Here is a 23,380-nt window from a genome sequence, read left to right as displayed (position 1 = left end):
TCGCCGCGCGACGCGGCCGGCTCGGCCGCCCACTGCCCGCGCGTCGCGGTGGGCCGGGCGCCGGCGAGGGTGCCGCGCGCGAGCCCGAGGCGGTCCTCGGCGGCCGTGAACACGAGCCGATCGGCCTCCGCCCGGTCGACGATGCCGATCGCGTGCAGCTGCACGGCGATGCCGTCGGTGAGGGCCGTGAGCATGCGCGCATCCGCAGCCGGGTCCTCGCTCGCGCCGCGACCCGAGTCCGCGAGCCGCTCGATGATGCGCGCGAGCCGGCCCTCGCAGTCGCGGTGGTGGCGGGTGAGCGCGTCGAGCAGCTCGGGATTGCGCGGCGCCTCGCTCCAGGCGTCGATCCACACCATGTAGTGCTCGCGCGGGGTCGACATGAGCCAGTCGCCGAGGGCGGTCACGGGCTCGACCCGCTCGGCGAGCTCCTCGTCCTCCTCGATGTCGGCGAGCACCGCCGACTCGAAGGCGGCGGCCACGAGCTGCTCGCGCGTGGGGAAGTAGTGTCGGATGAGCCCGTGCACGACGCCGACCTCTGCAGCGACGTCGCGCAGGGTGACCGAGGCGAAGCCGTCGCGGGCCACGAGGCGGATCGTGGCCGACAGGATCTGCTCCCGCCGCTGCGCCGGGTCGAGTCGGGTCGCCATCCCTTGATCCTACCGCTCTTGTCCGGACGGCCAACGGCTGCTAGCCTATTGTCCATGCGTACAAGAGGGCGGGCGGGGGGCCACCGCGACGCGTCGGCCGAGCGGTACCGCCGCCGGCTGACCGCGGGCGTCGTCGCGGCGACCGTGCTCATGTCGTCGGGCGCCATGGTGATCTTCCCACTGCTGCCCACCCTGCAGGAGCGACTCGGCATCACGACCACCGAGATCGGGTTCGTCGCCGCGGCCGGATTCGCGGCCTCCCTCGCCGCCGAGCTCATCGTCGCGCCCTACGCCGACCGCGGCCGTGCGCGCACGATGGGCGTCGTGGGCGTGCTCCTCATGGTCGCCGGCCTCGTCGGCTCCGCCCTCGCCACCGAGACGTGGCACCTCGTCGCCGGCCGCGCGGTCGACGGCTTCGGCTTCGGCGTCTTCATGGCCGCGGCGAGCGCCCTCATCGTGCGCGCCGACCCGATGCGCGCCGGCGAATCGCTCGGCCGGCTGGGCGCGGCGGAACTCGGCGGGATCGCCCTGGGGCCGCTCGCGTCGGGCCTCGCGATCGCCGTGGCCGCGCCCGGTGCGATCCTCGCGTGGTCCGCGGCCGCGGTGCTCGTCGCGGTCGTGCCCGTCGCGCTCACGTTCCGCGAGCGCACGGCCGTCGGTGCGGATGCCGCGACGCCGGCCTTCGCGCACGGCGCCGCCGCGGCATTCGTCGCCCCCGGCACGACCCCGCCGGCGACAGCGCCCGCTCGGCCCCCGCGGATCAGCCTCGACCTGCTGCGCTCCCCGCTCGTCGTGGGCATCCTGCTGCTCTACGGTGCCGTGATGGTGCCGACGGGCGCCTACGACGGCATCTGGCCGCGCTTCATGACCGACATCGGTGCGAGCGAGGCGCTCACGGCGCTGAGCTACACCCTCTTCGCGGTGCCGTACGCGCTGCTCGCCGGCTGGGCGGGGCGCCTCGCCGACCGCATCGGCGGCGTGTCGGCGTTCGTGCGCGGGGCCGTCGTGCTCGTGCCGATCGTGGCGCTCTACGGCGTGATCGGCAATCCGTGGGTCGCCACGGGCATCGGCTTCGTGGAGTCGAGCGGGCAGGCGCTCGCGTTCATCGGAGCGGCGGCCGCGATGGCGCAGGCGGTGCCGGCGGGCCGCGCCGGCGCGTCGCAGGGCCTCATGCGCGCGTTCGGGCTGCTCACGGCGGCGATCGCCGCGGCGCTCTCGGGGCTGGCCTACGAGTCGGGCGGCCCGCTCGCCCTCTTCGGCGGCACCGCGGTGGTGGTGGCGATCGTCATCGGCTCGGGGCTCCTCGTCGTGCGCCTGGCGCGACGTCGCGCGCGTGCCGCGAGCCGGGCGGATGCCGCGGGGCCCGCGACCTCCGCACCCGCGCCCGCGACCGCGTCGCCCGCCCTCCCCGGCGCACCCGTCAGCGCCGAGCGTGCCTGCGCACCCACTCGTGCATGACGATGGCCGCCGCGGCACTCGCGTTGATCGACCGCGTCGACCCGTACTGGGTGATCTCCACCACGAGGTCGGCCGCGGCGAGCGCCTCGTCGCTGAGGCCCGGCCCCTCCTGACCGAAGAGCAGCACGCAGCGCTCGGGCAGGTCCACCTCGTCGACCGGACGTGAGCCGTCGACGTTGTCGACCGCGATGATCGGCAGTGACGCCGCTCGGGCCCAGTCGACGAAGTCGGCGACACCCGGATGGTGGAGCAGGTGCTGGTAGCGGTCGGTGACCATCGCGCCGCGCCTGTTCCAGCGGCGGCGTCCGATGATGTGCACGGTCTCGGCCGCGAACGCGTTCGCGGTGCGCACGATCGAGCCGATGTTGAGGTCGTGCTGCCAGTTCTCGATCGCGACGTGGAACGGATGGCGGTGCGCGTCGAGGTCCGCGACGATCGCCTCCATGCGCCAGTAGCGGTACCGGTCGATCACGTTGCGGGCGTCGCCGGATTCGAGCAGCGCGGGGTCGTAGTGCGGGTCGGCAGGCCACGCCTCGGGCCCGCCGGGCCAGGGCGGCGCACCATGGGGGAGCGTGGGCTCGGGGTGCTCGGGCTCGGGATACGCGGCTCCGGGCTCGGCGCCGCTCGACTCGTCGGTCACGCGACCACGCTAGCCCGTGCCGGTCCGGGCGTGCGGAATCCCCGCGGGACCGGTTTTCGGCACACCGAAAACTGTGTACGATTTCGGTATGCCGAAACCACTCGATGGCGAGCCCGGCCCCGTCTCCGCCGCGCAGGACGCGGGCGCGACCCTGACCGACGACGCACGCCCCGCACCCGACGCGTCGGGCTCCGCGGCGCGCACCGCGATGCCCCGCCGCGCGGCATCCGTCGGTCGCGTCGCCTGGCTGATCGGCCCCGCCCTCGTCGCCGGCGTCGCCTACCTCGACCCCGGCAACGTCGCGAGCAACATGACCGCCGGCGCGCAGTACGGCTACCTGCTCGTGTGGGTCGTCGTGCTCGGCAACGTGATGGCGTGGCTCATCCAGTACCTCTCGGCGAAGCTCGGCATCGTCACCGGCGAGAGCCTGCCCGAGGTGCTCGGCCGCCGCATCCGCAACCGCTGGGGGCGACGTGCGTACTGGCTGCAGGCCGAGCTCGTCGCGATGGCGACCGACCTCGCCGAGGTCATCGGCGGCGCGGTGGCGCTCAACCTGCTGTTCGGCGTGCCGCTCATCTGGGGCGGCCTCATCACGGGCGGCGTCTCGATCGTGCTGCTCATGGTGCAGTCGCGTCGTGGGCCGCGCACGTTCGAGTTCGTCATCATCGGGCTCCTCGCGATCATCGCGATCGGCTTCACGGTGGGCGTGTTCGTGGCTCCGCCCGATCCCGCGGCGCTGCTCGGCGGCCTCGTGCCCCGCTTCGAGGGCGCGAACTCGGTGCTGCTCGCCGCCTCGATCCTCGGCGCCACGATCATGCCGCACGCGATCTACGCGCACTCGGCGCTCAGCCGCGATCGCTTCGTGACCCGCCAGTCGGCCGCGCCCGCCCCCCTCGCGACGCCGACTGGCGGCCTGCTGCGTCGCGGATTCGCGGCGCTCGTCGTGAGCGAGGGCCCGGCGCGGTCGGAGGCGGATGCCGCGGCGCCCGGCACCTCGACCGCGCTGCCGACCGACACCCTCGTGCGCGCGACCCGCTGGGACGTGTCGATCGCCATGGCGATCGCGGGCACCGTGAACCTCTGCATCCTGCTGCTCGCCGCCGTGAACCTCTCGGGCGTCGCGGGCACCGACAGCCTCGAGGGCGCGTACGCGGCGCTCGAGGTGTCGCTCGGCCCGGTCATCGCCACTCTCTTCGCGGTCGGACTCCTCGCGTCAGGACTCGCATCGACGTCGGTGGGCGCGTACGCGGGCGCCGAGATCATGCAGGGCCTGCTGCACGTGCGCATCCCCCTCATCGCCCGGCGCCTCATCACGCTCGTGCCCGCCATCGCGATCCTCTGGCTGGGCTTCGACCCCACCCTCTCGCTCGTGCTCAGCCAGGTGGTGCTCTCGTTCGGCATCCCGTTCGCGCTCGTGCCGCTCGTGATGCTCACGGCGCGGGCCGGCGTGCTCGGGCGCTGGCGCAACCACTGGGCGACGACGGCGGCCGGCATCGCGGCATCCGCGTTCCTCATCACGCTCAACGGCGTGCTGCTCTGGCTCCTGCTCACCGGCGCCTGACGAGGGGATGCCGCGCGCCCGGCGCCCGCCCGTCGCCCCTGCGCACCGCCCCGCCGGTATCCTGAGGCCGATGCCCGCAGCCAACAGCCCCGCCATCGAGGACTACCTGAAGACGGTGTACTCGCACACCGAGTGGCAGCCCGACGCCATCACGCCGTCGGTGCTCGCCGCCCGGCTCGGCGTCGCGCCCTCGTCGGTCACCGAGATGGTCAAGAAGATGGCCGCGCAGGGGCTCGTCGCGCACGTGCCCTACGGTGCGATCCGGCTCACGGATGCCGGGCGCGCACGCGCGCTCGCGGTCGTGCGACGCCACCGGCTCATCGAGACGTGGCTCGTGCGCGAGATGGGCTACTCGTGGGACGAGGTGCACGACGAGGCCGAGGTGCTCGAGCACGCGATCTCGGACCGACTGCTCGACGCGATCGACGCGCGCCTCGGACGCCCCGAGCGCGACCCGCACGGCGACGCGATCCCCGGCGTCGACGGCACCCTCGCCTCGGAGCCCGCCGTGCGGCTCGACGAGGCGGCGGCGGGCCACGTGGGGCGGGTCATCCGCATCAGCGACCGCGACCCCGCCATGCTGCGCGACCTCGACGAGGCGAGCATCGGCCCGGGCAGCGAGCTGCGGGTCGCGGATGCCGCAGACGCCGTCGACGCCGCGGGCGCCGAGGCCGAGGCATCCGTCGTCGTCACCCTCGGCGGACAGCAGCTCGCCCTCCCCCGCACGGCCGCCGAGGCGATCTGGATCACGGCCTGACCTTCCCGGCAGCCCTCCCGTTCGTCGCCTCCGTCGGGCACGATGGGGTGATGGGAGCCGAATCGACGCGAAGCACGCCCGAGCTGACCGACGCGCAGTGGGACCGGATGCGACGCTACGGCGTGCCCGTCGAGGCCCAGCCCGGCGACGTGCTCTTCCAGTCGGGCGAGGCCTGGTACGACCTCATCCTCGTCGAGAGCGGCGCCGTCGACGTCGTGCGCGAGCCCCTCGCCTGGGTCGGGGAGACGATCATCGCGACGCTCGGCCCGCGCTCGTTCGTGGGCGAGCTCGGGCTGCTCAACGGGCAGCGCGCCTTCCTCACGGCTCGCGTGGCCGAGCCCGGCCGCATGCTCCGTGTCGACCACGAGGCCCTGCAACGCATGATGGCCGAGGACGACGAGCTCTGCGACCTCATGCTGCGCACCCTCTGGGCGCGCCGCGAGGAGCTCCGCAGCGGCCCCGCGGCCTGGACCCTGAAGCTCATCGGCTCCTCGCGGTCGCGCGAGGCGATGGCCCTGCGCCGCTACGCCGAACGGCTCGGCCTCGTGCACACGTGGGTCGACGCCGACGACCCCGCCACGGCCGAGGCCTTCGCGGTGCACGGATACGCGATCGACGACCTTCCGATCGCGATCGTGCAGGGCGAGCGCGTGCCGCACGCGACGCCGGGGCAGCTCGCCGAGATGCTCGGGCTCGCGTACACCGCCGAGGACGATCTCGCGGTCGACCTCGCCGTCGTCGGCGCGGGGCCGGCCGGGCTCGCCGCGGCGATCTACGGCGCCTCCGAGGGCTTGCGCACGGTGCTGCTCGACGCCGTGGCCCCCGGCGGCCAGTCCGCGTCGACGTCGCGCATCGAGAACTACCTCGGCTTCCCGTTCGGCGTCAGCGGCGACGCGCTCACGGCGCAGGCCTCGCTGCAGGCGTTCAAGTTCGGCGTGCGCGTCGTCGCGCCATGCGAGGCCGGGCGACTCGACCCGACTCCCGACGCGCTGCAGCTCACACTCGCCGACGGCGTGACCGTGCGCGCCCGCGCCGTCGTGGTCACCACCGGCGTCGCGTACCGCTCGCTCCCCCTCGACCGCTGGAAGGAGTTCGAGGGCGCCGGCATCTACTACGCGGCCACGGCGCTCGAACTGCGCCAGGCCGCGGGGGCCGAGGTCGTCGTGGTCGGCGGAGCCAACTCCGCGGGCCAGGCCGCGCTGGCCCTCGCCTCCACCGGATGCCGCGTGCGCCTCGTCGTGCGATCGAACGAGCTCGGCAGCCAGATGTCGAGCTACCTCGTGGACCGCCTCGTCGAGGACTCGCGCATCGACGTGCACACCGGCACGCAGGTCGTCGGGCTGCACGGCGACGACGAGCTCGACCGGGTCACGCTGAGCGGCGGGGTCGACGGCACGGTGCCGTGCAGCGCCCTGTTCTGCTTCATCGGCGCGGAGCCCGCCACCGACTGGCTCACGGGCGTCGAGCGCGACGAGCACGGCTTCGTGCACACGGGCGCCGACGTCATCGGCCTCGGCGACGCGTGGCGCGAACTGGGGCGGATGCCGCTGCCCTTCGAGACGTCGATCCCCCGGGTGTTCGCCGCGGGCGACGTGCGCCGGGGCTCGATGAAGCGCGTCGCCGCGGCGGTCGGCGAGGGCTCCAGCGCCGTGGCATCCGTGCACCGTGCGCTCGCCGCGGCCGAGGTGTTCGCCTGACGTCCTCGCCCCGGCGAGCGGTGGGGTGCCCGACTGAACGCGCGTCCGCGGCATCCGCTGTTCACGCAACCGTGATACTGGCGCTCTAGGCTTGGCGCATGGCGAAGCGGGATCGTGACGAGGTCGAGTGCTGGCTCACCGACATGGACGGCGTGCTCGTGCACGAGAACCACGCCCTGCCCGGCGCGGCCGAGCTGCTGCAGCAGTGGGAGGACGCGGGCACCCCCTACCTCGTGCTCACGAACAACTCGATCTTCACGGCGCGCGACCTCTCGGCTCGGCTGCGGGCGAGCGGCCTGCACGTGCCCGAGGACCGCATCTGGACGAGCGCGCTCGCGACGGCGGACTTCCTCAAGCAGCAGCTGCCCGGCGGCACGGCGTTCGTCATCGGCGAGGCCGGCATCCTCACGGCGCTGCACGAGGCGGGCTTCGTGATGACCGAGACCGACCCCGACTTCGTCGTCGTCGGCGAGACCCGCAACTACTCCTTCGAGGCGATCACGAAGGCGATCCGGCTCATCGGCAACGGCTCGCGGTTCATCGTGACCAATCCGGATGCCACAGGCCCGAGCGCCGAGGGGCCGCTGCCCGCCACGGGCGCCATCGCGGCGCTCATCACGAAGGCCACCGGCAGGGAGCCCTACGTGGTGGGCAAGCCGAACCCGATGATGTTCCGCTCGGCGCTCAACAAGATCGGCGCGCACTCCGAGAACACCGCGATGATCGGCGACCGCATGGACACCGACATCGTCGCGGGCATCGAGGCCGGCCTGCACACGATCCTCGTGATGACGGGCATCAGCGACGAGGCCGAGATCGAGAAGTACCCGTTCCGGCCCGAGGAGATCCTCGCGGGCGTGCACGAACTCGTCGTGCGCGAGCCCGTCGAGGTCGAGCTCTAGCGACGCGACCGGCCCCGCTCAGCTGCGGTCGGTGCCGCCCGGCAGCCCGGGGGCGTCGCCCGGCTCGTCGACCACCTCGACCACGTCGATGGGCCGCTCGTGTTCGGGCCGTGGCTTGCGCGACCAGCGCCGCTCGTTGAACGCCCACTGCGTGTAGACGAGCATGCCGAGGATCAGCACCCCGAACACCCAGAACGTCCAGTCCACCGCTCCACCTCCAGCCAACAGGATAGGCCGCGCACCTGAGCGTCGGCTCCGGCTCCCGCGCCGGCTCAGGCGACGCCGGGCACACCGGCGAGCTCGAGTCGGGCCCTACGAGCCCGCCCAGAAACGGCCGCGCTCCCGCTGCCGTTCGGCGTCGGCGATACCGTCGGCCTGCTCGGAATTGCGCCCTCGGGCCCTGTCGGAATGCCGGCGCCACGAGAAGGCCCACTGCGTGAGCCCCCACAGGCCGGCGATCGCCGCGAGGCCGACCCAGAACGTCCAATCCATCGTCGCCCACCCCCGTGATTCACGGTAGCCGCGCGGGAATCGTGGTGCACTCGCGCGAGGACGAGTGGCACGCGGGGCGATCGGACCGCGTCCTGCCGTTTGCGGATCGGGATGCGCCCGCTCAGGCGAGGCGGCCGAGCGCGAGTGCCAGCTGCTGCCAGAACCGGTCGGCGTCGAGCGTGGTGGCGACCCACGCGTTGGGCTCGCGCGCGAGCATGCCGTCGAGGTCGACGCTCGTCGCCCCGACCGTCTCGGTGCCCAGCAGCTCCACGTCGAGGCGGGTGTGCACGACGCCCACGCTCTCGGGGTCGGCCAGCACCGCGACGGCGACGGGGTCGTGCAGCGGCCCGTCGGGCAGGTCGAACACCTCGGCGTTCGTACGGCAGAAGTACTCGAGCAGCTCGTCGCCGAACGCTGCCGTACGGGTGCCGACGGCCGCGAGCCGCTCGCGCACGGCGGGCGTCACGAGCGCACGGTGCGTCACGTTGAGGCCGACCATGGTGAATCGGATGCCGCTGCGCAGCACGAGGTCGAGCGCCTCGGGGTCGACCCACGCGTTGAACTCGGCGTACGGCGTGACGTTGCCGCGCCCGGTCGAGCCGCCCATCCACACGATCTCGCGGATCCGGTCGGCGACGTCGGGGCGATCGCGCAGCAGCACGGCGACGTTCGTGATGGGCCCCGTAGCGACGATGGCCACCGGCTCGGATGCCGCGGCGATCGTGTCGGCCATGAGCTCCGTCGCGCCGCGCGGGTCGAGACGCACCGGGGCGTCGCCCGCGTCGGGGTCGGGCAGCTCGGGGCCGCCGAGCCCGTTCTCGCCGTGGATCCACTCGGCGGTCGACAGCTCGCGCGACATGGGCCCCGGGGCGCCGGCCGCGACGGGCACGTCGGTCACGCCGGCGACCAAGAGCGCGACGCGCGCGTTGCGGCTCGTGTGCTCGATCGGCACGTTGCCGCCGACGGTGGTCACCGCGAGCAGGTCGAGCGCCGGATGCCCCGCGGCCAGCCACAGCGCGAAGACGTCGTCGTGCCCGGGGTCGCAGTCGACGATGACGGGGATGCTCATGGGGTGGCGGGCTCCTCGGACTCCGGCGTCGGCCGAAGGGCGGGTCGGGGTTCGACGGCGGATGCGGGCGATGCGGCGGCGAGCACCTCCGCGCGCGACGCGTAGGAGTCGACGGTACCGCGCCCCTGCACGGCGAGCGTGCCGGCCGCGACCGCGATGCGGAGCGCCTCGGCGAGCGGACGCCCCTCGGCGAGCATCGCCGCGAGCGAGCCCGTCGCGGCATCCCCGGCTCCGGTGGTGTCGACGGCGTCGACTCGCGACGCGGGCACCACCCACGCACCCTCGGAGCTCGCGGCGACCGCACCGGCCGGTCCCAGGGTCACGACGACCGACCGCGCCACGGTGCCCACCGCGGCCGCGGCGGCGTCGCGCCATGCCTCGACCGGTGCGTCGTCGGCCACGGCGGCGCCGATGCCCGCCGCTCGCGCCTCGTGCTCGTTGACGACGAGCGGGTCGCACACGGCGAGCGCCGCCGTCGACACCGACACGGGCGGGGCGAGGTTGAGCACGAAGCGGATGCTGCGCATGCCGCACTCCGCCGCGAGCCGCTCGATCGTGGCGACCGGGAGCTCGCCCTGCGTGAGCACGATGTCGGCGGCGGCGATCCGCTCGCGCTCGTCGTGCACGACCTCGGGAGTCACGAGTTCGTTGGCGCCCGCGGTGACCACGATCGTGTTCTCCCCGGAGTCGGCGACGGTGATCTGGGCGACGCCCGTCGCGGCCCGCGGCATCCGCTCGACCGTGCCGACCGGGAGGCCGAAGCGGGCGAAGACGCCGAGCGCCACCGACGCGTTCGGGTCGTCGCCGAGGCGCGCGACCAGCTCGACGCGGGCGCCCGCGAGGTGCGCGGCGACGGCCTGGTTCGCCCCCTTGCCGCCGAGCCCGATCGCGAAGCCGCGGGAGTGCACCGTCTCACCCGGGGCGGGGAACGACCGCACGTAGCTCGTGACGTCGACGTTCACCGACCCGAACACGACGACACGGCCTCGGCGAGGGTCGGCGGCATCGGGAAGTGCGCCGTGTGCGCCGACGACCGACGACGAACCCGCTGCCGCCACGTCAGGCCTGCGGGCCCGGGCCCTGCACGCTCGCCGTGAGCGGCTGGCCGCTCGTGCGATTCGCGAAGCAGTAGTACGTGCGGTTGCCGTCGGCCCATTGGTCGGCGAGGGGGAACGTGCCCTGCACCTGCAGGTCGTTCACCAGGGACGCGACGCTGAGGTCGAAGATGCCCGCGGCGCTGCACAGCGCGGGCATCTGCGCGGCCAGCTCGGCCTCGCCGGGGAACGGCGCGGCGGCATCGCCGGGGAGCGTGCCTCGGTACACGAGCTGGGCCGCGTGCGGAACCGTGCAGTCGACGACGGTGAACTCCTGCGCCCACGGGTCGGTGAACGGGTCGAGGCACTCGCCGCCGAACAGCGTGTTCCACGCGTGCACGCCCACCGGCTGGGGCGCCGTCGGCTCGGGTGCGGCGGCCGGCGTCGAGGGGGCCGCCGACTCCGATGCGGATGTCGCGGTGCGCGCGCCGCCCGTGAGCTGGGTGCCGAGGAAGAACAGCCCCGCGAGCACGAGGGCCGCGACGAGTCCGCCCGCGATCCACGCGAGGATCCGCGCGGGACTCCTGCCACCACCGCCGCTTCCGCCGGTCCGCGGCGACGTCGGTGCGACCGGAGCGCCCGGCCCGGCGGGACCGGCTGCGGTTGCGGGGGCGGCGGGCCGAGCCACCGGCGAGGCGGCGGCGCCTGCGACGGCGCCGTAGCCCGCGGTGGCCCACGGGTCGGGCTGGGAATCGGGGAAGGGGGCGTCGACGGGACCCGTGCCGGCGCCGAAGAGCGACGCGAGCGGGTCGCCCGACGCGCCCGGCGCCGGGGCGGCCGTGTCGGGGCCGCCGCGCCAGTCGGCGTCGGATGCGGCCGCAGCAGCGGCCGCTGCCGGCGGCACCCGCTCGTCGCCGAAGACCAGCCGCATTCCGAACGGGTCGGTGAGCGGGTTCGCGGGGTCGGAGTCGGGTCGCGTGTGCGCGAACGGGTCGAACTCGTCGGGTTCGGGTTCCGGCTCGGCCTCGCCCGCAGCGGCCCGTCGGCGACCGGCGGCCGCCTCCGCGTCGTCCTGCGGCGCCTTGGGGTCGACGCCCGCGGGATCGGGCGTGAGGTTCCAGAAGTAGCCCGTCTCGGCGATCTGGCGGGCGATCGAGGACTCCGCGGAGTCGCTGTCGTCGCGGTCGCCGGCGTCGCCATCGTTTCGGCCCGCCGCCGCGCGCTCGTCGCCGCGCGCACTGCGCACGGCCGTGTCGCCGAAGGCCAGTCCGAGCTCCGTGAACGCCAGCGCGATCGGACCCGTCAGCGGATTCGCGGCCCGGTCGGGCACGTCGACGGGCACGTCGTCGATCGCCGCCTGGCCGAACGTGCCGCGATCATGACCGTGCGTCGCGCCGCCCAGGGCCGCGAGGAGGTCGTCGACGGGGCTCGCGGTGCCGAAGGATGCCGGGGTGAACGACTGGTGCGGCGGCGTCTGCGGCACGGGCGGGCCGGGGAGCTCGGCGTCGCGGACCGGCAGGAGCTGGTCGAACGGATCGTCTCCGGGCTGCGAGGCGCCGGCGTGCGGCTGCCGTTCGAACGGATCGCGGACGGGCGGCTCGAACGTGTCGTCGGCGAAGGAGGAGAACCGGCTTCGGGGCGGCGCCGGAATCTCGGGCTGGGCCGGCGTCTCGGGCTGCGGGGGCTCGACGTTCGGCGGCTCGACGTTCGGCGGTTCGGCGGCCACCGCGGCGCCGAAGTCCCCGAAGGCTCCGAACGCCTGGAAGGCAGGGGGGACGTCCGGCGTGGCCGGAGCAGGAGGCGGAGTCTGGGGCGCAGCCGGAGACGCAGTCGGCGGCTCGGGCGCGGGCGACGGCGCGACGGGCTCGTTGAGCGCCGCCCAGAGCTCCTGCGCGAGGCCATCGTCGCCTGCCGGTCCGGCCTGCGCCGGCGCCTGCGGTTCCGGGGCCGGCTCGGCGGCCGCCCCGGGGGCGGGTTCTGCGGCGAGCGGAGTCGCTGCCGCGGCCGCGGCGATCTCGTCCCAGCTGCGCGGTGCCGAGGGGGGAGGCTGCGCCGGGGAGAAGGAGCTGCTGGACGCGTGCGGCGGCGTGTACGCCGTGAACGGCTCGTCGACGACCGGCGGCGGAGCGGCGGGCGACTGCGTGGGCGACTCGGGCTGCGAGGGCGGCTCCGCGGGCGCGGGCGTGGCCGCGGCATCCGGACCCTGCTCGCCCGACGGCCCCGCGAGCCGGCGGAACGCCTCACGGAGACCTTCCTCGGAGTCGATGGGGCCGTCGCCCCACGTGAGCGCGAAGCTCGCGGTCGGGGTGACCGGGCCCGGCGGAACCACGGGCGGTGCGTCGACGGGTGCGACCGGCGGCGCCGCGGCGGGCGGCGTCACGGGCGGGGCGCCGACCGGCGGTTCGACCGCGGTCAGCCGCGACGGTTCGACCGGCGGCGGGGACTGCGGCAACGACGGGGGTCGTACGCCGCTGGGCGGGGTCCAGGTGGGTTGGGCGACCGGGGCGGATGCCGCCGGCGGCGCCGGCTCGGCACGCGGCTCGATCGGCTCGCCCACGACGGGCAGCGCCCGGGTCGCGGCATCCGACGAGCTGGGAGCGGGCTCGGCGAGCGAGAACCAGTCGAGGGTCTCTTCGCTGCGGCGCGCACGCGGATCGACGGGCTCCGCCTCGACCTCCGCCGCGGGCGGCGGCGCGATGGGCTCGGCGGCCGGTTCGACGGACGGCTCGGCGACGGGAGGAGGCGCGTCGTGGCCCTCGAGATCGGGGCGGCGGCCCTGCCCGAGCTGGGCGAGGAGCCAGTCGGTGCTCTCGAAGTCGTTCGCGTCGTCGCGCCCGTCGCGTCCGGTCATGCGAGCCCCAGGTCCTGCAATCCGATCGCAGCGAGGTACGGCACGCCCGCCGCCTCGATCACCTCACGAGCGCCGGTGGCGCGATCGACGACGACGGCGACGGCCGCGACCTCTGCGCCCGCCGCGCGGAGCGCCTCGATCGCCTTGAGGGGCGAGCCCCCGGTGGTGGAGGTGTCCTCCAGCACGATCACGCGCTTGCCCGCGACATCCGGGCCCTCGACCTGCTTGCCGCGGCCGTGGTCCTTGGGCTCCTTGCGCACCACGAACGCGTCGTAGGCGAGGCCCCGCGCGGCGCCCTGGTGCAGCACTGCGGTGGCGATGGGGTCGGCGCCCATGGTCATTCCGCCGACGGCGGCCACGTCGGGCACGTCGGCGATGAGGTCGAGCATGACCTGGCCGATGAGCGGGGCGACCCGGTGGTCGAGGCTGACCTTGCGCAGGTCGACGTAGTAGGTCGCCTTCTGGCCGCTCGTCAGCGTGAAGTCGCCGTGGAAGACCGCGTCGGAGGCGATGTAGTCGATGAGCTGCTGGCGTGCGTCGGTCACCCGAATACTCTACGACGTGCCCGCTGGGCGGTCAGGGTCGGATCTTCCCGGTCGGCCGCCTCGGCCGGCGTTCGCCGCGCACCCACGGCCGCGGCGAAGCACCGGGGGACGACGAAGGGCCGCCCTGCGGGGTGTCCCTCCCCCGCCCGGCGGCCCTGCACGGGGCGCGGAGCCCCGACGATCACCCGACTCAGACGGTGCGGGCGAAGGTCTCCTCGGGGGCGCGGCGATATCCGTCGCGGGCGGTCACGACGACCGACGCGACGATGCCGGAGACCGAGACGATGGCGATGAGGGCGATGAGGGCGATGAGGCTGAACACGGCGGTTCCTTTCACGGGAATTCGGGGAGTGGTCGAGTGACCCATGCGCCGTTGCACGTGTTCGACATGTCCATTGTCGCGCCGAAAACCATGCAGCACAAGCTCACAATCCTTCACTGATCATGTAGCGTGGCTACATGGATGTGCGTCGTCTCGACCTGCTCAGGGAACTCGCCGAACGCGGCAGCGTCACGGCCGTCGCCGAGGCCACCGGCCGCACGCCGTCAGCGGTGTCGCAGCAGCTCAAGGTGCTCGAGCGCGAGGCCGGCATGCCGCTCACCGAACGCAGCGGCCGGGGCCTCGTGCTCACGAGCGCCGGGCACGCCCTCGCCCGCAGCGCCGCCGACGTCGCGATCGCGCTCGAACGGGCCTCCGCCCTGTGGGACGAGTTCCGCAACCACCCGAGCGGCGAGGTCTCGCTCCTCACCTTCCCCACCGTGGGTGCGACGCTGCTGCCCTCGGTCATCGCCGACCTCTCGAGCGTGGCGGGCCTCGTCGTGCGCGCCACCGACCTCGACCCCGAGCTCGCCGAGTTCGCCGACCTCACGAACGACTACGACATCGTGCTCGCCCACACCATGCCCGGCGAGTTGCCCTGGGGCGGCCGCGGCCTCCGAGCCGTGCCGCTGCTGACCGAACCGCTCGACATCGGCCTCCCCGCCGGCCATCGGCTCGCGACGCGATCGCACGTGACCCCCGACGACCTCGTCGACGAGACCTGGCTGGGCGTGCCGCCGGGATACCCGTTCGAGCGCATCCTGCACGCGGTCGAGCAGCAGGGAGGTCATCGCCTCGTCATCTCGCAGCGCTTCAGCGACATGCGCATCATGGAGGCCTTCATCCAGGCCGGGCTCGGCATCGCGCTGATGCCCCGGTACACCTCGGGCAACGTCTCTGCGGGCATCGTGCTCAAGCCGCTGCGCGGCGTCACCTCGGTGCGCCAGATCTTCGCGCTGCTGCGTCCGGATGTCGCGGAGCGCCTCGCCGTGCGCACCGTGCTCGACGTGATCGTGGCCCGCGCCGCGCGCCTCGAGCAGGCGCACGGCCACCCCTCGCGCGGCATGCTCGCCGCCGCACGCGGGTAGCATCCGAGGATGCGCGACGATGCCATCCTCTTCGACGTGCGCGACGGCCTCGCGCACGTCACGCTCAACCGCCCTGCGCGACTCAACGCGGTCGATCCCGACGCGATCGCGCGCTGGCAGGCGCTCGCCCATGAGATCGCCGAGCGCGACGACATCGGCGCCGTGCTCTTCGACGCCGTCGGTCGCGCGTTCTGCGCCGGCGGCGACGTGGTGGCGATGTCGGCCCTCGCCGAGGGCGAATCCGCGCCGGGCCGCGTGATCGAGCGGCTCGCCGACCGCATCCACGACGGCCACCGCGTGCTGCGCGAGAGCGCCACGCCCATCGTGGCCGCCGTGCAGGGGCCGGTCGCCGGGGGCGGCCTCGGCTTCATGCTCGTCGCCGACGTGATCGTCGCCTCCGAACGGGCGACCTTCGCGAGCCGGTACGCGGATGTCGGCCTCACCCCCGACTGCGGCGTGAGCACCCTGCTGCCCGAGGCGATCGGCACGCGTCGCGCGCTCGAGCTCACCCTCACCTCGCGCCGGCTCACGGCCGAGGAGGCGCTCGACTGGGGGCTCGTCTCCGAAGTCGTGGCGCCCGACGCACTCGACGCCCGCGCCCGCGAGATCGCCGCGTCCTGGCTCGGCGGCGCGACGGCCGCGTTCGGGCAGGCGAAGCGGCTCGTGCGCTCCGGCCTCGGACGCAGCTTCCAGGAGGCGCTCGACGACGAGGCGCGCACGATCGGCGCGGCGTTCGAGACCCCGTACGCCCGAGCCGCCGTCGCGGCGTTCGCGGCATCCGCCTCGTCCGCCCCGAAGTAGCGCTCGACGCCTCGCATGCCCCCGCCACCCCGCACGTGCCCACTCACCACGGAGGAGTGAGGTTTCTGCGCGGGAGGGAGCTTCGATTCATGCCTCCACCGCAGAAACCTCACTCCACGAGCGCGTGGCGGGGGTCCGTGAGCGCGTGGCGGGGGTCCGCGAGCGTGCGGGGCGGCCGTCCGCGAACGCCGCGGCGTCAGTGCGGCGCGGTCGCGGGGAGCTCGCCGAAGCCGTCGGCGAGCAGGCGTCGAAGTTCGGAGACCGCGGTGGCCGCGTCGGGCCCGTGGCCGTCGAGCTTGAGGCGGTGGCCCTGCTTCGCCCCGAGCGACAGCAGGCCGATCAGGCTCTTCGCCGTCACGGGGCCCGTGCCGGTGGTCAGGTTCGTGACGTCGACGAGGGCGTCGTAGCCCCCCACGGCCTGCACGAACATGGCCGCGGGCCGTGCGTGCAGGCCCTCGGGGTTGACCAGGACCTCGTCGGCCGAGAGCGGGAGCTCCGCGGTCGCCGCCGGGGCCGGCGCCAGGACCGGGGCGTCGGGCACCGGTTCGAGCTGGGCCGCCTTCGCCCCGAGCGCGGCGGAGACCTCCCGGGCGACCTCGCCCAGGGGCGCGCCCGTCGCGGCGAGGACGAGCGCCGCCGTGATCCCCTCGACGAACGGGCCGCCGCTCACGACGACCTCGGTGGTCGACTCCCGGAGCTCGAGCGCGAGTCCCGCGCTCAGCACGGCCGAGCCGAGATCGGTGACCACGAGCACTCCCGGCGAGTCGGCGAGGTCGTCGATCGCGGCCGCGACGGCCGCCGCATCCGTGCCGAACCGGCCGTCGGCGCCCGCGGCGATGCGGACCGGAGGGGCGTCGCCGTGCACCATCTGCATCCCCAACTCGACGGCCGCCTCAGCGAGGCGCTCGCTGTGCGACACCACGACGACGCCGATCATCGGGTGCGCTCCGCGTGCGAGTCCGCGAGCGCCTGCACGAGGATCGCGGCCGACGTCGCGCCGGGGTCGAGATGGTCGGCGCTGCGATCGCCGAGGTAGCTCGCCCGTCCCTTCCGCGCGACGAGCGGGATGGTCGCATCCCGGCCCGCCGCGGCCGCGGCCGCCGCCGATTGCAGCGACTCCGCCAGCGGAACGCCGTCGGATGCCGCGGCGCTCAGCGCCTCCACGCTCGGCTGGAGCGCGTCGATCATGGTCTTGTCGCCCGGCTCGGCACGGCCCCGGGCCACGACCCCGGCGACGCCGGCGCGGAACGCGTCGGCGAACACGGCGGTGTCGAGCTCGGAGGCCGTGCCGACGCTCTTGGCCATCTCGAGGAACAGCGTGCCGTAGAGCGATCCGCTCGCACCGCCGACCGTCGACACGAGCGCCATGCCGACCGACTTCAGTACCGCCCCGGCGTCACCGGACGGCGTCTCCGTGAGCCGTACGCGCACCGCGGCGGTGCCCCTGGCCATGTTCGTGCCGTGGTCGGCGTCGCCGATCGCGGAGTCGAGCTCGGTCAGGAACCCGGCCTGCTCGACGATCTCGTCGTCGAATCGCACGAGCCACGCGATCAGGTCGTCGACGGTGAGGCGGCTGTCCTCGAGCGTGCGCATCCGCCTAGACCCCCCACCGAAGCGCCGCGGTGTTCACGGGCGCGTCCCAGAGGCGCAGCATCTCCTCGTCGGCACGGAGCAGGGTGAGCGAGCAGCCGGCCATGTCGAGGCTCGTGATGTAGTCGCCCACGAGCGCACGGGCCACGGTGATGCCGCGCTGCTCGAGCAGTGCGGCGACCTCGCCGTACATCAGGTAGAGCTCGATGAGGGGCGTACCACCGAGCCCGCTCAGCAACGCGATCACGGGCGCTCCCGAGAAGTCGAGGTCCGCCAGGATCGACGACACCAGCTCCTCGGCGATCTCGGAAGCGGGCCGCAGGGAGACGCGCTTGCGACCGGGCTCACCGTGGATGCCGACGCCCATCTCGATCTCGTCGTCGGGCAGGTCGAAGCTCGGCTTGCCCACCGCGGGGACCGTGGCGCTCGTGAGCGCGACGCCCATCGACCGGCCGTTCTCGGAGACCCGGGTCGCGATCTCGTGCACCGCGGCGAGGTCGCGCCCCTCCTCGGCGGCGGCGCCGGCGATCTTCTCGACGAGCACCGTGGTGCCGGTGCCGCGCCGTCCCGCCGTCCACGTGGAGTCCTCGACCGCGACGTCGTCGGCCACGAGCACCGACTTCACCTCGATGCCCTCGGCCGCGGCGAGCTCCGCGGCCATCTCGAAGTTGAGCACGTCGCCCGTGTAGTTCTTGACGATGTAGAGCACGCCGGCGCCGGCGTCCACGGCCGTGGTGGCGGCGAGCATCTGGTCGGGCGTCGGCGAGGTGAACACCTCGCCCGCGCACGCGGCATCCAGCATCCCCAGCCCGACGAATCCGCTGTGCAGGGGCTCGTGACCCGAGCCGCCGCCCGAGATGAGCGCGACCCTGCCCTGCTTGACGTCGGCGCCGCGCGAGACGACGCGGTTCGCGTAGTCGACCGAGACGTCGGGGTGGGCGGCCTCGACGCCGCGGAGTGCGTCGGCGAGCACCGTCGCCGGTGAGTTGATGAGCTTCTTCATCGCTGGGGCTCCTGTTCGAGGGGTGCTTCCGTAGGGGTGGTGGTGGTGCCGGCCGCGGCGACCGTGCGATCCGCCTGCGTGCGGGAGATGAAGCCGAACAGCAGGGCCGCGGCGATGCCGCCGAGCACCTCGGCGATGACGTACACGGGCCACTGCTCCCACTGCACCGCGCCGCCGAGGAGCTGCTGCACGAGCATCGGGCCGGTCGTGCGGGCAGGGTTGATCGACGCGCCCGTCGCCGGCGCGACGGGGATGATCGCAGCGAAGACGACCAGGCCGATCACGAGGCCGGCGAAGCCCGGGGCGGCCTTGCGGTGGATCACGCCGAACACGGTGAAGACGAGCAGGAACGTGCCGACGAACTCCGCCGTGAACGCCTGCGCGATCGGGATGTCGCCATACGAGGCGACTCCGAGGCCGAGCTCGCTCGCCTGCCGGCCGAGCACGCCGACGATGGCGAACGCCCCGACCGTCGCACCGAGCAACTGCGCGATCACGTAGCCGGGCACCTCCCGCCAGGGGAACTTGCCCGTCACCGCGAGGGCGATGGTCACGGCCGGATTGATGTGGTTGCCCGAGATGTACCCGAACACGTAGACCGTCGCCACCACGATCGTGGCGAAGGCCAGCGAGATGAAGCCGAGATCGGCGGGCGCGAAGGGCGCATCGCCCCGCACGAGTGCGAGCGCCGGAACCGAGCCGACGCCGACGAACACGAGGAAGGCGGTGCCGAGGAACTCGGCGGCGAGCCGCTGCCAAGTTCTGTTGTCATCCATGATTTCAGTTCTCCTTTGAACCGGGAGCCGTGAGGCTGCGGGGGCCAGTCGCCGTATTCGACATTGTCAGTGTCTATTCGACATTGTCGAATCGGCTTCGGTAATATCGAATGATGCACGTTCGTCGTCGAGCTGTCAAGAACCCGTCACAATGGGGAGGGACGGGCGCACTGGTGCTCCGATGCGACGACGGGCCGAGAGGGGGGACGCCGTGATCCAGTCGATCGACCGCGCGGCGAAGATCCTCGGGCTCCTGCAGGGATCGCGCCGGCTCGGCATCAGCGAGATGGCAGCGGCACTCGACCTGCCGCCCTCGACCGTGCACGGCATCGTCAAGTCGCTGCAGTCGCACGGCTTCGTCGCCCAGCAGCCGAGCGGCAACCGCTACGTGCTCGGCCCCGCGCTGCTGAAGCTCTCGAGCGTCTACCTCGACACACTCGACGTGCGCGCGCGCTCGATGCGGTGGATGCACGAGCTCTCGCGCCGCACCGGGCTCGCTTCGCGGCTCGGCGTGGAGTCGTTCGGCGAGGTGATCGTCATCCACCACGACCGGCGGCCCGACGGCACCGAGCAGATGCCCGAGACGGGCGTGACGATCCCGAGCCATGTCTCGGCCATGGGCAAGGTGCTGTTGGCGTACGACGCGGCGCACGCCGCCGACGTGCTCTCGCGCCCCCTGCCCAGCCTCACGGCGGAGACGACCACGGAGCCCGACCTGCTGCGCGAGGAGTTCGAGCAGGTCCGGCGTGACGCGCTCGGCTACGAGAACGAGGAGGCGGTCATCGGCGAGTCCTCGGTCGCCGCGCCGATCTGCGCCGAGGACGGCGAGGTGATCGCCGCCATCGCGGTCGTCATGCCGTCGAACGCCTGGCCGCCCACCGCCGCGGTGCTCGACGACCTGCGCGAGGCCGCACGCAACATCTCACGGGAGCTCGGGGCGCCGACCTGGCCGCCGCGCCCGCCCGCGCCCGGCCAGGACTGAGCCGCCCCCGCGCGCCGACGCTTCCCCCCGGCGCATCGGAGTGAGGTTTCTGCGGTGGAGTGCTGAAACCTGTGCGGCTCCACCACAGAAACCTCACTCCCACGCGCGTGTTCCCCCGCCCGCTCAGTCGTGCTGCGGGAATCCCAGGTTGATCCCGCCGTGGCTCGGGTCGAGCCAGCGCGACGTGATCGCCTTCTCCTGCGTGAAGAAGTCGAAGCCGCGCGGGCCGTACGCCTTCGCGTCGCCGAACAGCGAGTCCTTCCAGCCGCCGAACGAGTGGTACGCCACGGGCACCGGGATCGGCACGTTGATGCCGACCATGCCCACCGTCACCTCGCGCTGGAAGCGCCGCGCAGCACCGCCGTCGTTCGTGAAGATCGCGGTGCCGTTGCCGTAGCGCGACGCGTTGATGATGTCGAGCCCGTCCTCGTAGCCGTCGACGCGCACGATCGAGAGCACCGGCCCGAAGATCTCGTCGCGGTACACCGCCGACGACGTGGGCACCTTGTCGACGAGGGTCGGTCCGAGCCAGAAGCCGTCGGGTTCGCCGTCGACCTCGGGGTCGCGTCCATCGACGACGACCGAGGCGCCGTCGGATGCCGCAACGTCGAGGTAGCCCGCGACCTTGTCACGGTGCTCGCGGGTGATGAGCGGGCCCATGTCGCAGCCGCGGGTGCCGTCGCCGGTCGTGAGCCGCGACATCCGCTCGGTGATCTTCGACACCAGCTCGTCGGCGATCGAGTCGACCGCGAGCACGGCCGAGATCGCCATGCAGCGCTCGCCCGCCGAGCCGAAGCCCGCGTTCACGGCGGCGTCCGCCGCGAGGTCGAGGTCGGCGTCGGGCAGCACGAGCATGTGGTTCTTCGCGCCGCCGAGCGCCTGCACGCGCTTGCCGTTCGCGGTGGCGGTCGAGTAGATGTACTGCGCGATGGGCGTCGAGCCCACGAACGAGATCGAGCGCACCGTCGGGTGGTGCAGCAGCGCGTCGACCGCGACCTTGTCGCCGTGCACGACGTTGAGCACGCCGTCGGGCAGTCCGGCCTCCTGCATCAGGCGCGCGAGCCAGATCGACGCCGACGGGTCCTTCTCCGAGGGCTTCAGCACCACCGTGTTGCCCGTCGCGATCGCGAGCGGGAAGAACCACAGCGGCACCATCGCCGGGAAGTTGAACGGGCTGATGATGCCCACCACGCCCACGGGCTGGCGCAGCGTGTACACGTCGATGCCCGTCGAGACGTTCTCGGAGTACTCGCCCTTCGTGTAGCCCGGCATGGCGCAGGCGAGCTCGACGACCTCGAGTCCGCGCGCGATCTCGCCCGCGGCATCCCCGAGCACCTTGCCGTGCTCGCTCGTGAGGATCGCCGCGAGCTCGCCGCTGCGCGCGTTGAGGAGCTCGCGGAACGCGAACATCACCTGTTGGCGCTTCGCGATCGAGGTGTCGCGCCAGCCGGGGAACGCCCGCGCGGCGGCCTTGACGGCGGCATCCACGTCGTCGGTCGACGCGAAGCGCACGCGCTTCTGCTCGATGCCGAGCGCCGGGTTGTAGACGGGTCCGGTGCGGTCGGAGTCGCCCGAGGCGGGCGCGCCGTCGATCCAGTGCTCGACGATCTCGGTGGTGGCGGTGCCCGCGGCTGCGGGGCTGGTCTGCGTGTCGGTCATGATCTCGTTCCTCCCTGATCGAGTCGATGAGAGCCGGTGAGGCGGATGCCGCGGCGCGGCGGCATCCGTCAGAGCTGCACGGTGCCGAGCACCTCGTCGTAGATCGCGGTCGCCTCGGCGACCTCGTCGGCGGTCACGACGCAGGGCGGCACCACGTGGATGCGGTTGTCGGCGATGAAGGGCAGCAGCCCGCGCTCGAGCAGCGCCCCCTTGATGCGGCCGACCTCGGCAGCGGGCAGCGGCGCCCGCGTCTCGGGGTCGGCGACGAGCTCGAGCGCCCAGAACACGCCCTCGCCGCGCACCTCGCCGATGACGGCGTGCTTCTCGGCGAGCTCGGTGAGGGCCGGCGCGATCGCCTCGGCGCCGACCTGGCGGGCGTGCTCGACGATGCCCTCGGACTCCATGGCGTCGAGCGTCGCGACGATCGACGCCATCGCGAGCGGATGTCCCGAGTACGTGAGTCCGCCCGGGAACACGTGGGCGTCGAAGTCGGCCGAGATCTCGTCGCTGATGATCACGCCGCCCGCGGGGATGTAGCCCGAGTTCACGCCCTTGGCGAAGGTGATGAGGTCGGGCGTCACGTCGTAGCCGTCGAACGCGAACCAGCGCCCGGTGCGGCCGAAGCCCGCCATGACCTCGTCCAGGATGAGCAGGATGCCGTGCGCGTCGCAGAGTTCGCGCACGCCGGCGAGGTAGCCGGGCGGCGGCACGAGCACGCCGGCCGTGCCGGGCACGGTCTCGAGGAGGACTGCGGCGATCGTCGCAGGGCCCTCGGACTCGATGACGCGGCGCAGGTGCTGCAGGGCGCGCTCGCTCTCCTGCTCGGGCGTGTCGGCCCAGAACTCGCTGCGATAAAGGTACGGCCCGAAGAAGTGCGCGTGGCCGCGCGCGTAGCGGTTGGGGATGCGACGCCAGTCACCCGTCGCGACGATCGCCGCCCCCGTGTTGCCGTGGTACGAGCGGTAGGTCGAGAGGATCGTGTCGCGCCCCGTGTGCAGGCGCGCGAGGCGGATCGCGTTCTCGTTCGCGTCGGCGCCGCCGTTGGTGAAGAACACCTTCGAGTGGCCCTTCGGCGCCCGGGCGACGATGCGCTTGGCCGCCTCGCCGCGGGCGAGGTTCACGGTCGACGGCGCGATCGTCGTGAGCAGGTCGGCCTGCTCCTTGATCGCCGAGACGACCGCCGGATGCTGGTGGCCGATGTTGACGTTCACGAGCTGGCTCGAGAAGTCCAGGTACTCCCGCCCGGAGTGGTCCCAGACGCGGCATCCGCGCCCGGAGGCGATGACGAGCTGCGACGGCTGGCCCTGCGCCGACCACGAATGGAAGACGTGGGTCGCGTCGAGGTCGCGCGCGAGGTCGTCGAGGTCCTCGGTGAGGTTGTCGGTCATGGCTCCGGTGCCTTTCGTTCAGTGGTGCGGGGTCGCCGGTCGAGTAGCGGACGGCGCAGCCGACCGCGTCTCGAGACCAAGTGCGACGAGGTCTCGATACGCCGCTCCGCGGCTACTCGAC

General features: G+C 73.4%; 23 protein-coding genes. 8 read left to right on the top strand and 15 right to left on the bottom strand.

From position 1 onward, the window contains the following. On the bottom strand, window positions 1–647 hold a 647-nt coding region (locus tag EDM22_RS04815; RefSeq protein WP_122935923.1), incomplete at its 3' end, for a TetR/AcrR family transcriptional regulator. A gap of 54 nt (window positions 648–701) precedes the next feature. On the opposite strand from EDM22_RS04815, the gene EDM22_RS04810 reads away from it, so the two are divergent. Beyond that, the gene (locus EDM22_RS04810) at window positions 702–2,105 is read left to right on the top strand and encodes an MFS transporter (RefSeq protein ID WP_122935922.1); all 1,404 of its coding nucleotides are present in this window, start codon (window positions 702–704) and stop codon (window positions 2,103–2,105) included. Here EDM22_RS04810 and EDM22_RS04805 read toward each other — a convergent pair. Further along, on the bottom strand, window positions 2,068–2,745 hold the full coding sequence (locus EDM22_RS04805; protein WP_122935921.1) for a TrmH family RNA methyltransferase: 678 nt from the start codon (window positions 2,743–2,745) through the stop codon (window positions 2,068–2,070). The genes EDM22_RS04810 and EDM22_RS04805 overlap by 38 nt on opposite strands. 208 nt (window positions 2,746–2,953) lie before the next feature. Between EDM22_RS04805 and EDM22_RS04800 the strand changes: the two genes are divergently transcribed. The 4 genes from EDM22_RS04800 (at window position 2,954) to EDM22_RS04785 (ending at window position 7,662) form a co-directional block, all read left to right on the top strand. Beyond that, window positions 2,954–4,306, top strand: coding sequence for an Nramp family divalent metal transporter (locus EDM22_RS04800; protein WP_122935941.1), 1,353 nt, complete (start codon window positions 2,954–2,956; stop codon window positions 4,304–4,306). A gap of 70 nt (window positions 4,307–4,376) precedes the next feature. Continuing rightward, a complete protein-coding gene (locus EDM22_RS04795; RefSeq protein ID WP_122935920.1) occupies window positions 4,377–5,063 on the top strand; it encodes a metal-dependent transcriptional regulator in 687 nt (228 codons plus the stop codon). Window positions 5,064–5,113: 50 nt separating this feature from the next. After that, a complete protein-coding gene (locus EDM22_RS04790) occupies window positions 5,114–6,760 on the top strand; it encodes an FAD-dependent oxidoreductase (protein WP_122935919.1) in 1,647 nt (548 codons plus the stop codon). Between the two features lie 98 nt (window positions 6,761–6,858). Beyond that, window positions 6,859–7,662, top strand: coding sequence for an HAD-IIA family hydrolase (locus EDM22_RS04785; protein WP_122935918.1), 804 nt, complete (start codon window positions 6,859–6,861; stop codon window positions 7,660–7,662). A gap of 18 nt (window positions 7,663–7,680) precedes the next feature. On the opposite strand, the gene EDM22_RS04780 is transcribed toward EDM22_RS04785, so the two are convergent. The 7 genes from EDM22_RS04780 to EDM22_RS20150 form a co-directional block, all read right to left on the bottom strand. After that, window positions 7,681–7,869 carry a hypothetical protein gene (locus tag EDM22_RS04780; RefSeq protein ID WP_122935917.1) on the bottom strand — a complete coding sequence of 63 codons (189 nt, stop codon included), beginning with the start codon at window positions 7,867–7,869 and terminating at the stop codon, window positions 7,681–7,683. Window positions 7,870–7,974: 105 nt separating this feature from the next. Then, entirely contained in the window at window positions 7,975–8,154 is a 180-nt protein-coding gene (locus EDM22_RS04775) for a hypothetical protein (protein WP_122935916.1), read from the bottom strand. 121 nt (window positions 8,155–8,275) lie between these two features. After that, entirely contained in the window at window positions 8,276–9,223 is a 948-nt protein-coding gene (locus EDM22_RS04770; RefSeq protein ID WP_122935915.1) for a nucleoside hydrolase, read from the bottom strand. Beyond that, window positions 9,220–10,281, bottom strand: a complete 1,062-nt coding sequence (locus EDM22_RS04765; RefSeq protein ID WP_122935914.1) for a ribokinase — start codon at window positions 10,279–10,281, stop codon at window positions 9,220–9,222. Before EDM22_RS04765 ends, EDM22_RS04770 begins: the two co-directional genes overlap by 4 nt. Before the next feature lies 1 nt (window position 10,282). Then, window positions 10,283–13,108, bottom strand: coding sequence for a hypothetical protein (locus EDM22_RS04760; protein ID WP_122935913.1), 2,826 nt, complete (start codon window positions 13,106–13,108; stop codon window positions 10,283–10,285). Continuing rightward, window positions 13,105–13,653 carry an orotate phosphoribosyltransferase gene (gene pyrE, locus EDM22_RS04755; protein WP_170964019.1) on the bottom strand — a complete coding sequence of 183 codons (549 nt, stop codon included), beginning with the start codon at window positions 13,651–13,653 and terminating at the stop codon, window positions 13,105–13,107. The genes EDM22_RS04760 and pyrE overlap by 4 nt, the downstream gene beginning before the upstream one ends. Window positions 13,654–13,843: 190 nt before the next feature. Beyond that, entirely contained in the window at window positions 13,844–13,975 is a 132-nt protein-coding gene (locus EDM22_RS20150) for a hypothetical protein (RefSeq protein WP_281274059.1), read from the bottom strand. Between the two features lie 137 nt (window positions 13,976–14,112). Between EDM22_RS20150 and EDM22_RS04750 the strand changes: the two genes are divergently transcribed. Both EDM22_RS04750 and EDM22_RS04745 read left to right on the top strand, forming a co-directional pair. After that, window positions 14,113–15,060, top strand: a complete 948-nt coding sequence (locus tag EDM22_RS04750) for a LysR family transcriptional regulator (RefSeq protein ID WP_122935911.1) — start codon at window positions 14,113–14,115, stop codon at window positions 15,058–15,060. A gap of 9 nt (window positions 15,061–15,069) precedes the next feature. Next, on the top strand, window positions 15,070–15,861 hold the full coding sequence (locus EDM22_RS04745) for an enoyl-CoA hydratase/isomerase family protein (RefSeq protein ID WP_122935910.1): 792 nt from the start codon (window positions 15,070–15,072) through the stop codon (window positions 15,859–15,861). A gap of 196 nt (window positions 15,862–16,057) precedes the next feature. On the opposite strand, the gene EDM22_RS04740 is transcribed toward EDM22_RS04745, so the two are convergent. The 4 genes from EDM22_RS04740 to EDM22_RS04725 are packed head-to-tail and all read right to left on the bottom strand — an operon-like array spanning window position 16,058 to window position 19,230. Then, window positions 16,058–16,798 carry an HPr family phosphocarrier protein gene (locus tag EDM22_RS04740; RefSeq protein WP_122935909.1) on the bottom strand — a complete coding sequence of 247 codons (741 nt, stop codon included), beginning with the start codon at window positions 16,796–16,798 and terminating at the stop codon, window positions 16,058–16,060. Beyond that, a complete protein-coding gene (dhaL, locus tag EDM22_RS04735; RefSeq protein WP_122935908.1) occupies window positions 16,795–17,454 on the bottom strand; it encodes a dihydroxyacetone kinase subunit DhaL in 660 nt (219 codons plus the stop codon). Before dhaL ends, EDM22_RS04740 begins: the two co-directional genes overlap by 4 nt. 4 nt (window positions 17,455–17,458) lie before the next feature. Next, complete coding sequence (gene dhaK / locus EDM22_RS04730; protein ID WP_122935907.1) at window positions 17,459–18,454, bottom strand: dihydroxyacetone kinase subunit DhaK; 996 nt, start codon at window positions 18,452–18,454, stop codon at window positions 17,459–17,461. Further along, window positions 18,451–19,230, bottom strand: coding sequence for an MIP/aquaporin family protein (locus EDM22_RS04725; protein ID WP_122935906.1), 780 nt, complete (start codon window positions 19,228–19,230; stop codon window positions 18,451–18,453). The genes dhaK and EDM22_RS04725 overlap by 4 nt, the downstream gene beginning before the upstream one ends. 211 nt (window positions 19,231–19,441) lie before the next feature. On the opposite strand from EDM22_RS04725, the gene EDM22_RS04720 reads away from it, so the two are divergent. After that, window positions 19,442–20,212 carry an IclR family transcriptional regulator gene (locus EDM22_RS04720; protein WP_122935905.1) on the top strand — a complete coding sequence of 257 codons (771 nt, stop codon included), beginning with the start codon at window positions 19,442–19,444 and terminating at the stop codon, window positions 20,210–20,212. A gap of 123 nt (window positions 20,213–20,335) precedes the next feature. Here the strand turns inward: EDM22_RS04720 and EDM22_RS04715 are convergent, their stop codons facing one another. Both EDM22_RS04715 and EDM22_RS04710 read right to left on the bottom strand, forming a co-directional pair. Further along, the gene (locus tag EDM22_RS04715) at window positions 20,336–21,871 is read right to left on the bottom strand and encodes a CoA-acylating methylmalonate-semialdehyde dehydrogenase (protein WP_122935904.1); all 1,536 of its coding nucleotides are present in this window, start codon (window positions 21,869–21,871) and stop codon (window positions 20,336–20,338) included. A gap of 68 nt (window positions 21,872–21,939) precedes the next feature. Beyond that, window positions 21,940–23,259 (bottom strand): aspartate aminotransferase family protein, encoded by a 1,320-nt coding sequence (locus EDM22_RS04710; RefSeq protein ID WP_122935903.1) that lies wholly within the window; start codon window positions 23,257–23,259, stop codon window positions 21,940–21,942. Window positions 23,260–23,380: the final 121 nt, after the last annotated feature.

It is taken from the genome of Agromyces tardus (assembly GCF_003710805.1).
Taxonomy (GTDB): domain Bacteria; phylum Actinomycetota; class Actinomycetes; order Actinomycetales; family Microbacteriaceae; genus Agromyces; species Agromyces tardus.
This window is presented reverse-complemented; position numbering and strand designations above follow the sequence as displayed.